Origin of the sequence: Streptacidiphilus carbonis (genome assembly GCF_000787775.1) — a bacterium.
In the GTDB taxonomy this organism is placed as follows: Bacteria; Actinomycetota; Actinomycetes; order Streptomycetales; family Streptomycetaceae; genus Streptacidiphilus; species Streptacidiphilus carbonis.
The window spans coordinates 1-9,863 of record NZ_BBPM01000053.1 but is presented as its reverse complement, the minus strand read 5'-3'; the positions used below and the strand labels follow the sequence as shown (position 1 = coordinate 9,863).

11 protein-coding genes are annotated in these 9,863 nt (G+C 72.5%); 4 read left to right on the top strand and 7 right to left on the bottom strand.

The window, feature by feature from the left end:
• Positions 1–69: 69 nt before the first annotated feature.
• Together TR46_RS29810 and nth are read right to left on the bottom strand one after the other, a co-directional pair.
• Complete coding sequence (locus TR46_RS29810) at positions 70–897, bottom strand: NUDIX hydrolase (protein WP_084719053.1); 828 nt, start codon at positions 895–897, stop codon at positions 70–72.
• A complete protein-coding gene (gene nth, locus TR46_RS29805) occupies positions 897–1,703 on the bottom strand; it encodes an endonuclease III (RefSeq protein WP_042407471.1) in 807 nt (268 codons plus the stop codon). The genes TR46_RS29810 and nth overlap by 1 nt, the downstream gene beginning before the upstream one ends.
• Positions 1,704–1,877: 174 nt before the next feature.
• Here nth and TR46_RS29800 point away from each other — a divergent pair, with 174 nt between their 5' ends.
• Positions 1,878–2,786, top strand: coding sequence for an adenosine kinase (locus tag TR46_RS29800; protein WP_042407469.1), 909 nt, complete (start codon positions 1,878–1,880; stop codon positions 2,784–2,786).
• A 197-nt stretch (positions 2,787–2,983) separates the two neighbouring features.
• On the opposite strand, the gene TR46_RS29795 is transcribed toward TR46_RS29800, so the two are convergent.
• Positions 2,984–3,745: a group II truncated hemoglobin gene (locus TR46_RS29795; protein ID WP_042407466.1), complete on the bottom strand. Its 762-nt coding sequence runs from the start codon at positions 3,743–3,745 to the stop codon at positions 2,984–2,986.
• A gap of 101 nt (positions 3,746–3,846) precedes the next feature.
• On the opposite strand from TR46_RS29795, the gene TR46_RS29790 reads away from it, so the two are divergent.
• Positions 3,847–4,236, top strand: a complete 390-nt coding sequence (locus tag TR46_RS29790; RefSeq protein WP_042407461.1) for a winged helix-turn-helix transcriptional regulator — start codon at positions 3,847–3,849, stop codon at positions 4,234–4,236.
• Positions 4,237–4,306: 70 nt separating this feature from the next.
• Here the strand turns inward: TR46_RS29790 and TR46_RS29785 are convergent, their stop codons facing one another.
• Positions 4,307–5,638: an MFS transporter gene (locus TR46_RS29785; RefSeq protein WP_161790217.1), complete on the bottom strand. Its 1,332-nt coding sequence runs from the start codon at positions 5,636–5,638 to the stop codon at positions 4,307–4,309.
• A 185-nt stretch (positions 5,639–5,823) separates the two neighbouring features.
• Between TR46_RS29785 and TR46_RS29780 the strand changes: the two genes are divergently transcribed.
• On the top strand, positions 5,824–6,651 hold the full coding sequence (locus TR46_RS29780) for a hypothetical protein (RefSeq protein ID WP_042407458.1): 828 nt from the start codon (positions 5,824–5,826) through the stop codon (positions 6,649–6,651).
• On the opposite strand, the gene TR46_RS29775 is transcribed toward TR46_RS29780, so the two are convergent.
• From TR46_RS29775 to TR46_RS43490, 3 genes are all read right to left on the bottom strand, one after another.
• Positions 6,581–6,937: a hypothetical protein gene (locus TR46_RS29775; RefSeq protein WP_042407447.1), complete on the bottom strand. Its 357-nt coding sequence runs from the start codon at positions 6,935–6,937 to the stop codon at positions 6,581–6,583. The genes TR46_RS29780 and TR46_RS29775 overlap by 71 nt on opposite strands.
• 40 nt (positions 6,938–6,977) lie before the next feature.
• Positions 6,978–7,811: an NAD(P)H-binding protein gene (locus TR46_RS29770; RefSeq protein ID WP_042407443.1), complete on the bottom strand. Its 834-nt coding sequence runs from the start codon at positions 7,809–7,811 to the stop codon at positions 6,978–6,980.
• A 256-nt stretch (positions 7,812–8,067) separates the two neighbouring features.
• A complete protein-coding gene (locus TR46_RS43490; RefSeq protein WP_052433196.1) occupies positions 8,068–8,874 on the bottom strand; it encodes a hypothetical protein in 807 nt (268 codons plus the stop codon).
• A 16-nt stretch (positions 8,875–8,890) separates the two neighbouring features.
• Between TR46_RS43490 and TR46_RS42655 the strand changes: the two genes are divergently transcribed.
• Positions 8,891–9,863: glycoside hydrolase family 26 protein (locus TR46_RS42655; RefSeq protein WP_052433195.1), on the top strand; the 973-nt coding region annotated here is incomplete at its 3' end.

Below are 9,863 nucleotides of genomic sequence, written 5' to 3'. Positions count from 1 at the left end.
GGGCGACGGTCAACCTTCCCACGCCGGGACCGCAGGAACGTGACTCCTAGGGAGGACCTTGTCTCCTTCTCACGCCGGACGGCCCGAAATGGTTCCTTCGTCCAGGCCGGTGGGGTCCGCCCCGGTACGCTGCCGGGCCCGGTCGCGGTCCTTGGCGGCGTCCACCACCGCGTCCTCCGAGAGCTCGATCTCGCGACTGCCGTCCCAGGGCCGCTCCAGCCCCGAGTGGTGCAGCAGCCGGTCGATCACCCCGGCGGTGAAACCCCAGACCAGACGGCCCTCGACCAGGAAGGCGGGACCGCGGAAGCCGCTCGGGTGGCGCAGCCTGGCCCGGCGCTCGGGGTCGACCAGCTCGTCGACCGGGACCCGGAACACCGCCGCGACCTCCGCCGGGTCCACCGGCGCCACCGGGCTGGCCGTGCGCCACCAGCCCAGCACCGGAGTGACCACGAAGTCGCTGACCGGGATGTAGAGGTCCGGCAGCACCCCGAACACCTGAACGCCGGAGGGGTCCAGGCCGGTCTCCTCCCAGGCCTCGCGCAGGGCGGCGTTGACCGGCCCCGGGCCGCGCGGGTCGCCGTCCTCCGGGTCCAGCGCGCCGCCGGGGAAGGACGGCTGGCCGGCGTGCGAGCGCAGCGAGCGGGCCCGCTCGATCAGCAGCAGGTCGGGACGGCCGTCCGGCCCGGTCCCGAAGAGCACCAGCACCGCGGAGCGCCGACCGCCCTGGGCCGGCGGCAGGAAGCGGCTCAGCTGCCCGGGCTGGATCCGCTCGGCGGCGTCCCGCACCGGCAGCAGCCACTCCGGCAGCCCGTCACGGCTCACCTGCGGCCCGGCCACCGCCGCCTGGCTCCCCGGGCTCCCCTGGGCTCCCTGGCCCTCCTGCTCCCCGTCCGCCATCAGGCCGCACCGCCCGCCGCCGGGGCGGGCAGGCCGGGGTAGTCCGGCGGGGGGCTCAGCCGCTGGCCGGGCTGGCCGCCCTTCTCGTACTTGAGCAGCTTCTCCGCCTTCACCGGGTCGGTCTCCCCCTCGCCGTAGGAGGGGCACAGCTCGGCGATCGGGCAGGCCCCGCAGGCGGGACGGCGGGCATGGCAGATCCGCCGCCCGTGGAACACCACGCGGTGCGACAGCATGGTCCACTCACTCTTCGGGATCAGCTCGCCGACCTCGGCCTCGACCTTCACCGCGTCGTCCGAAACGGTCCACCCGAAGCGCCGCGCGAGCCGCCCGAAGTGCGTGTCCACCGTGATCCCGGGCACGCCGAAGGCGTTGCCGAGGACCACGTTGGCGGTCTTCCGGCCCACCCCCGGCAGCGTCACCAGATCCTCCAGCCGCCCCGGCACCTCGCCGCCGAACCGGTCCCGCAGCGCCGCCGACAGCCCCAGCACCGCCTTCGCCTTGGCCCGGAAGAATCCGGTCGGCCGCAGGATCGCCTCCAGCTCCTCCGGATCCGCCGCCGCCATGTCCTCCGGCGTGGGGTACTTCGCGAACAACGCGGGTGTGGTCTGATTCACCCGCAGGTCGGTGGTCTGCGCCGACAGCACGGTCGCAACCAGCAGCTCGAACGGATTCCTGAAGTCCAGCTCCGGATGCGCGTACGGATACACGTCCGCCAGCGCCCGATTGATCTTCCGCGCCTGCCGCACAAGGCCCGTGTGCGTCGTCGGCACCTTCGCCTTCTTGAACCCAGCACCACTCGTCGCCATGGGCCTCAGCCTACGACCCGCCACCGACACCGAACGCCGGAACAGACCAGGAACACCCGGGCCGGAGGCGGGCCCCGCACAGGCTTCCTGAAAGTTGCTGAAATATGTTGCCAACGCTCCAGCCGCCTGTTTGACTCGCCTGTCGGTGATCGCAGCAGGCCGACAGGAGACGTCATGAGCGCTGAGACCGATGTACTCGTCCTGGGAGGCTCGGGGGTCGACACCATCGTCCACGTCCCTGAGCTGCCGCTTCCCTACGCGGACAGCTACATGGTGCCGAGGATCGAGACCAGGGCCGGACAGACCGGCGATTTCGTCACCCTGGGACTGCACGCGCTCGGACTGCGCACCCACCACCTCGACCTGATCGGCGACGACGACGCCGGCGACCTGATCCGGGCGCTCTACGCGGACCGGGGCATCGCGTTCACCGAGGTGCCCCAGTCCGGCGGCACCAAGCGAGCGGTGAACCTGGTCGACCCGGACGGACGCCGGCTCTCCCTCTACGACGACAGCCGCTCACTGGAGCAGGACCGCCTGCCGGAGGCGACGGTCCGCAAGCTGGCGGCGGTCAGCCGCCACGCCCATGTCTCCATCACCTACCCGTGCGGCTTCGCCCTGCCGACCCTGCGCGAGGCCGGGGTCACCGTCTCGACCGACCTGCACAACTGGGACGGCGTCCAGGAGTACCACGAGACCTTCGCCCACCAGGCCGACCTGGTCTTCCTCTCCATCACGGCCCTGGCCGACCCGGAGCGCACGATGCGTCAGATCGCCGAGCGGGGCCGGACCCGACTGGTCGTGGCGACGGCCGGAGCCGAGGGGTCCTACCTGCTCGACCAGGACCGCCTCACCCACGTCCCCGCCGTGGAGCCCCCGTCTCCCGTGGTCGACTCCAACGGCGCGGGGGACGCCTACGCCTCCGGATTCCTCCTCGGCTGGCTGGCCGGCGAACCCCCGCTGCGCTGCGCCCGCTACGGCGCGATCGCCGGCGCCTTCGCCTGCACCGTCCCGGCCACCGCGACCGACGCCATCGGCCGGGACGAGCTGCTGGCCCGGGCAGCCGAATTGGAGGCGGCCTGACCGGCGCGGCGGCGCTCCCGATGCCCGCTGGTTCCGCAAGGACGGCCAGGGGGACGGACGGCGTTGGTGCAGCGCCTGCACGGCGCCTTCGCCGCCGTCCCCGCCAGCCTCGACCTCGCCGCTGCTCCCAGCCCTCCTGCCTACGGTCCTGCTTCTGCTTCTGCTTCTGCTGCCGCACTGCTCAATCCGACGGGCCGTCACCCCCGGTAGGGCGGCGTGATTCCCCACCCCCAGTGCGGCATCGGCGTCTCGGGCAGCGGAGGCGGGTTGGGCCCGGAGTAGAGCAGCGCCATCCTGGTCCCCCACTCGAGGTAGTAGGCCAGGACGGCACGGAACTCCGGGTCAGCGGGCAGGCCCACCTCGTCGGCGGTGTCCAGCAGCAGCTCCACCCAACGGCGGCGCTGGGCCTCGGTGATACCCCGACCGAGGTGCCGCGAGGCCATGTGCCGGTGACCGCCGTGGCCGGTGCTGTAGACGGTGGGCCCGCCGAAGACCTCGCCCAGCCAGGCCGCGACATGCTGGGCGTGGTCGGGATCCTTGCCCGCGAAGACCGGCGCGAGCAGTTCGTCCTCGTCGACCCGCTCGTAGAAGCGGGTGAACAGACGGTCCAGTGCCTCGGCACCGCCCGCCCAGGAGAACAGCGTGGGCAGCGAACCGCCCTGACCGGCGACGCCGGTCGGCTCGTAGTGGCGCATCTCCTCGATGGACTCGACGTAGGGCTTGATCTCGCCGAAGAAGGCGGCGAAATGCTCACCCCGGCGAAAGCCCGTCAGATGGTCCTCCGCCGAGGTCCAGCGGATGCGGAGAATGTAGGAGCCCGGGTCCTCGGCGCAGCGGGAGAGCTCGTAGTCGACGCACTGCTCCGCCGCGGCGAGCGACGCCGCTGCCCGCTGGTACGCCTGCTCGAACTCCGTGCGCCGGGTTTCGGCGATCCGGTACCGGATGTACTCGACAATCATGCGAGGACTCAATCGCACCGCCGGATCCCGGGCAAGGACGCACCGGACGGTAAGTACCCGGAACAGGACAGCGGAACAGAGCAGCAAGGGGGACGGCCACGATGCCGGACAGCGGTCACGACGGCCAACGCTTCTACTGCCCGGTCGAGTTGACGCTCGACCTACTCGGCGGCAAATGGGCGTCGGTGGTGCTGGCCCATCTCAAGGAGGGCGCGCACCGATACGGCGCGCTCCGCCGAAGGATGCCGGGGACCAGCGAGAAGGTGCTGGTCCAGCGGCTACGGGCGCTGGAGGCCAAGGGGCTGGTCGAACGGCGGGAGATCACCGGCACCGGCGTGGGCGCCGTGCCGGCCGTCGAGTACCGGTTGACCGAGGAAGGCCTCAGCCTGGCACCGGTGCTGCAGGCCATGTACACCTGGGGCGAGCAGCGAGCTGCCCGCACCGGCGCCCGGATCGAGCCCGTGCCGGTCACCGCTCCGGAAGGCGGCTGACGGCTGACGGCTGACGGCTGACGGCTGATCACACTGCTTTGAACAGCCAGGTCACCGCCGGCGCGGCACGTCACCAGGGCCGCTCCCCGCCCCCCGCTCCCGGCGACCCCGGGCGGCGGATCGCGGGCAGTAGGAGCAGTACCGCGACGGCCGCGACCAGCCAGAGGGCTCCGGCGGCGAGGACCGGGGCAGTCCCGACGGCTGCGGCGACCGGGCCGGCTGCGGCCAGGCCGAGCGGGCCGAGGACGAAGGCCCCGAGGCTGCCGTAGGCGGAGACACGGCCCCGGAACTCGGGCGGGACCGCCTGCTGCTCCATGGTGCCCAACAGGGTCCCGTAGACGGCCGAGCCGACGCCGCCGACCACAGCCCCGACGCAGACGCAGAGCAGTGGCAGCCCGGCCGCCAGTGCGGCGGTGGGAAAGGCCCAGCCCAGTGAGGCGACCACCGCGACGGCGAGCGGACGGGAGGGCCGGTGGCCCAGCAGGACCAGGCCGCCGCCGACCGCGCCGCCGCCGTAGCAGGCCATGATCGCTCCCCAGGCCCCCGGGCCGCCCAACCGTGCGGCCGAGACGACTGGTCCGAGGACCAGGAACGGGCCCCAGACCAGCAGGTTGAACAGGCAGATGTGCAGCGTGGTGACCCACAGCCAGGTGCGTGAGCGGAACAGCGACCAGCCGGCCCTGAGGTCGGCGAGCAGCGACAGCGAGTTCCGCCGCCCCGGGGCGGTATCGGCGGACACGGCCGCAAACCCGGCGCCGACCCCAGCCCCGGCCCCGACCCCGGCCTTCGGCAGGCGGAACACGACCACGACGCTCACCGCATAGCTGGCCGCGTCCAGGGCCAGCACCAGGGCCGGTCCGCCGGTCGCCGCCAGCACCCCGGCGAGCGCGGGGCCGGCGATCGTCGCCCCCGAACGGGCCATCTGCAGGAGCGAGTTGGCCTGGGTGAGCTCGTCCGGCGGAGACAGCAGCGGTACCAGCGCGGACAGCGCCGGGCCGAACAGGCCCTCGCCGACACCGGCCAGTGCGGCCAGCAGCAGCATCGCCCACAGTTCCGGACGTCCAGTCAGCAGCAGTACGGCGAAGGAGACTTGAGCGCCGCAGCGGAGCACATCAGCGACGATCATGACGATCCGGCTGCCGAAGCGGTCCGCTGACGCCCCACCGAGCACGAGGAGCAGTACCAGCGGCAGGATTCGGGCCGTCATCACCGCACCGAGCGTCGAGCCGCCGCCCCCGGTTGCGAGGACGGCGAAGGCCACCGCCACCCCGGCCATGGAGGAGCCGAGCAGCGAGGTGGCGTAGCCGGTGAAGAACCGGCGGAAGTCGCGCTCGCCGAGCACGACCAGGCGTCGGCGAAGCCCGGGGAGCGGGCCGGAACGGCCCCGGAGATCGGTGGTCACAGTCAGCAGACTGCCTTGATGCAAGCAACTCCCACAAGGCTTCGCGGGCGCTAAGTTGAGTCGATCAGAGGCAATGTGGTGACATGGTGCGTCGGCCGCAGTAAATTCCCTCTTAGATGGCTCTGACATGGGATTTACTGCGGAAGAGCGAGTCGAGGGCGAGTATTTTTTACTGCGGAGGATTGATGGTTCACCCGGTCGAGTACGCCGTCGCCGTGGAACGCCGGCTGGAGGCCGCAGAGCTGTCCGAGGGCTCCCGGCGGATCTACCGGATCGCCCTGGCGACCTGGGCCTGGCCCATGGTCGGCCGCACCCCGCCGAGCGGCGCCGCGCGCCGCCGGGCTGTGCCGCCGGTGGTGCCGCTGAACCTGCTGGACGACCCCGCTTGCGCGGCCCGGCTGCGCGCCGCCTGCGTGCAGCGCGCGGCGGTGACCGATCCGCGCACCCTCAACCGCGAGCTGTCGATTCTGCGCGGCGCCCTGCGCTGGTGGCGCGGTCAGGGGTGGATCACGACCGATCCGCTGGCCGGGACGGATCCGTTCCCGCTCACGGCCCCGACACCGACGGCGCCACCGGCACCCGGGCCGCCCCGGCTGGACGAGGAAGCGGTCCGGGCCGTGTTCGCACTCCGGGTGCCGCTCCGCGAGCAGGCGCTGTGGCATCTGCTGCACGACACCGGCGCATCCATCGAGCGAGTGCTCGCCCTCGACATCCTCGACCTCGACCTCAACCGCCGTCGCAGCAGGGCAGGCCGCAACGCGGGCCGCCCCGAGCTGCGCTGGGAGCCCCGTACCGGGCGGCTGCTGTCACTACTGCTGCTCAGCCGGACCGCCGGACCGGTGTTCCTCACCGACCGGCGCGCTCCGGCCGGCACCCCGGCCTCGGACCGCTGTCCGCTCACCGGGCGGGGCCGGCTCTCCTACCGCCGGGCCGCCGAGGTCTTCACCGAAGCCACCCGAGTCCTCGACCCGTCCGGGGCGGGGTGGACGTTGCGTCAGCTCCGCGCCGGATGACCGCAGTCGCGGCGGCCCCGGCCGCCAGCACGCCGAGCGTGGAACGCCAGGACAGGATCGACCACTTCGACTGCGCGGACAGCAGCGACCCGGTGCTGAGCCAGGAGCCCACCGAGGCCGGCGACGCCGCGCTGCCGATGGACCCCACGGAGAGCACCGACCCCACCGAACCGCTGGAGAGGACGGAGCCGACCGAGCCGATCGAGAGCACGGAGTCCTGGGACCACAGGGAGAGGTACGACTCGGAGGAGTGCGGACACGTCAGCGCTGCGCGCAGGTTGGCCATGGCGCCATCCTCCCCGGGTACGGGCTCCCGGCACGGCCTGTCAGCTCGGGGCGAAGTCCCCGGCATGCGCCTCCGCCCACTGCGCGAAGGTTCGGGGCGGCTGCCCGGTGACCTCCTGGACGGTCGGCCGCACCTGGGACTCGTCCAGGGTCCCGTCCACGTAGAAGCGGAAGAAGGCGTCGACGTACTCCTCCGGCATGGCCCCGGTCATCTCCGCCCTGGCCTCCTCGTTCGACTGCGGCACGCACTCCAGCTTGCGGCCGAGGACCTGCCCGAGCGTGCTGATCTGCTCCTCCGGCAGCAGCGACTGCGGTCCGGTGGGGTAGTACACCTGCCCGTAGTGACCGTCCGTCAGCAGCGCCCGCGCGGCAACCTGCCCGATGTCGTACGGGTCGACGGTCGCGGTGCGGACCCCGGCGAACGGGACCCTGACGACGTCGCCGACGTTCAGCTGCGGCAGCCAGCGGAAGGCGTTCGACATGAACGCGGCCGGGCGCAGGATCGTCCAGGGCAGGCCCGAGTCCCGCACCGCGATCTCCGAGAGGATCATGTAGCGGGAGACGGCGTTGCTCATGTCCCCGTCCCCGGCCGAGCCGCCCGAGAGCAGCACCACCCGGTGCACCCCCGCCCGCGCCGCCTCGGCCAGCAGGCCGGGCATGTCGCGGTAGCCCGGCAGCAGGAACAGCCCGCGGACGCCCGCGAGCGCCGGCGCGAGGCTCTCCGGCTCGTTCAGATCCCCGACGACCCCCTCGGCACCGGCCGGCGCGGGCCGGTCCGCGACCCTGACCAGTGCCCTGACCTGCTCCCCCGCCTCGGACAGCGCCCGGACGACCTCCGTACCGACGTTTCCGTTCGCACCCGTCACCAGAATCATGCGGTCCCCCTCCCGTCCGATGCCGCCCCCGCGGCATCGCTGCGTTTCACGCTACGGCACGACGACCGGCAGGCGGGCGGGGCCGCGCATTCGGAGCAAAGTGATCGTCAGAGCTGCGGCGTGCCGCCAATACTGACAAATCGTCATAACTTAGGCTCGATCCCATGTCGCAGCGACGCCTGGCACCTCTCGCCTGTCTCGCGATCGCGATACTGACGATCGCGCTGCCGGTGACAGCTGTGCTGCTGCACGCCCCTTACCTGGGGGAGGTGGCCGCATGGCGGTCGTCGCACGGGTCGTCGCACGGCGACGCGCTCACAGCGGGGGAAGCCCCCAGCGCGGGCCCGGGCGCGGGCGGCGGCGCCGGGGCGGGCGGGATCGGCGCAGCTGCCACGGGGAGCGCGGGCGCGACGGCGGGCGCGAGCGCGGACGCCGGGAGCAGCGCGAGTGCTGGGGCCAGTGCGAGTGCGAGTGCGATCGCGGGTGCGGGTGCGGGTGCGGGTGCGGGTGCGAGCGTGAGCGCTGGGTCGAGTGCGAGCGCGGCGGCCGGCGGAAGTCCGAAGTCAAGCCCGAACCCCAGCCCCAGCCCCAGTGCGAGCGCCGGGGTCGGCTTGGGGACGGCGCCTGTGGCGGGGACCAGCCTGATTGCGGTGCCCAGCCCGGGGCCCGGGGTCGGCACGGGGCCTGGGGTCGGCACGGGGCCGAGTGTCAGTCCTACGCCCATCGTGAGCAAGGAACCCGGCACCAGTCCTGTGCCCAGCGCCAGCACGGGGCTCCCCATCCCGATCCCGGTGCCGGTCCCCGTCCCCGTCCCCGTTTCGGTGCCGATCAGCGCCAGTCCCGTGCCGATCCCGAGCCTCAGTCCCAGCCCGGTGCCGGTTCCGACGACCTCCGGTCCTGTGCCGAGCCCCAGCCTGATGCCGATTCCCATCCCCATCCCCATCCCGGTGCCCGTGCCGGCCCCGACCACGGTCAGTCCGTCACCCTCGCCCTCCCCGACGCCTTCTCCCACGCTCCCCGCGTCGCCCTCACCCTCACCGTCGCCGTCGCCGAGCCCACCCACTCCCCCGCAGCCGATCGTGCTGCCCTCGCACCCCGTCCCGTTCGGGGCGTTCCTCGGCTCGTACCAGTCGAACGACCGGATCAACCGGTTCTCGGGCTGGCTGAACCACGCCCAGATCCAGGTCGGCCACACCTATCTCCCCGGCAACTCCTGGGACGACATCGAGGGCAGCATCACCCTCCTCGCCCCCTGGGCGCAGTGGCGGACGTCGGCGCCCGACCGGATGCTCGTCCTCGGCGTGCCCATGCAGCAGGACAACGAGGGCGGCCTCGACGACGACGCCGTGCGCGGTCTGCTCGCCCAGGGCGCTGCGGGTGACTTCGACGGCCACTTCCTGGAGCTGGCCCGACGCCTGGTCGCACTGGGCGCCCCCGACACCGTGATCACCCTCGGCTGGGAGATGAACGGAACCACGTACAGCAGCCGCTGCCACCCGGACCCGGCCGCCTGGCGGACCTACTGGCGCCGCATCGTCACCACCATGCGCAGCGTCCCCGGCCAGCGGTTCCGCTTCGACTTCGACCCGACCCGCGGTGCCGACGACAATCCCTGGACCGAGTGCTACCCGGGCGACGACGTCACCGACGTGATCGGGATGGACAGCTACGACATGGAGCCGGGCCAGAGCTTCCAGGACTACGTGACGCAGCCGTACGGACTGCAGCAGCAGGTGACGTTCGCCGCCGCGCACCACAAGCCGGTGTCCTACCCCGAGTGGGGCCTCTACCACTACGGCGACGACCCCGACTATGTCCGGCAGATGCTCACCTGGATGGCCACCCACGACACGCTCTACCAAACGGTCACGGACTACTGTCCGCACGGCGTCTGGGAGTGCTACGACAACCCGGAGTCGAGTCAGGCGTACCGCTCCTTCTTCTGGGCAGTCCCCGCACCGAGCCCGAAGCCGAGCCCGAAGCCGTCCCCGAGCCCCAGCCCGAGTCCCTCGCCGAGTCCCAGCCCCAGCCCGTCGCCGAGCCCCTCTCCGC

What these genes read in the sequence shown, in the direction of transcription:
- TR46_RS29795 (WP_042407466.1), bottom strand. Translation starts at nt 3,745, where the DNA reads ATGATTGTCGAGTACATCCGGTACCGGATCGCCGAAACCCGGCGCACG.
- TR46_RS29770 (WP_042407443.1), bottom strand. Translation starts at nt 7,811, where the DNA reads ATGATTCTGGTGACGGGTGCGAACGGAAACGTCGGTACGGAGGTCGTC.
- TR46_RS29810 (WP_084719053.1), bottom strand. Translation starts at nt 897, where the DNA reads ATGGCGGACGGGGAGCAGGAGGGCCAGGGAGCCCAGGGGAGCCCGGGG.
- TR46_RS29790 (WP_042407461.1), top strand. Translation starts at nt 3,847, where the DNA reads ATGCCGGACAGCGGTCACGACGGCCAACGCTTCTACTGCCCGGTCGAG.
- TR46_RS29780 (WP_042407458.1), top strand. Translation starts at nt 5,824, where the DNA reads ATGGTTCACCCGGTCGAGTACGCCGTCGCCGTGGAACGCCGGCTGGAG.
- TR46_RS29775 (WP_042407447.1), bottom strand. Translation starts at nt 6,937, where the DNA reads ATGGCCAACCTGCGCGCAGCGCTGACGTGTCCGCACTCCTCCGAGTCG.
- TR46_RS29800 (WP_042407469.1), top strand. Translation starts at nt 1,878, where the DNA reads ATGAGCGCTGAGACCGATGTACTCGTCCTGGGAGGCTCGGGGGTCGAC.
- nth (WP_042407471.1), bottom strand. Translation starts at nt 1,703, where the DNA reads ATGGCGACGAGTGGTGCTGGGTTCAAGAAGGCGAAGGTGCCGACGACG.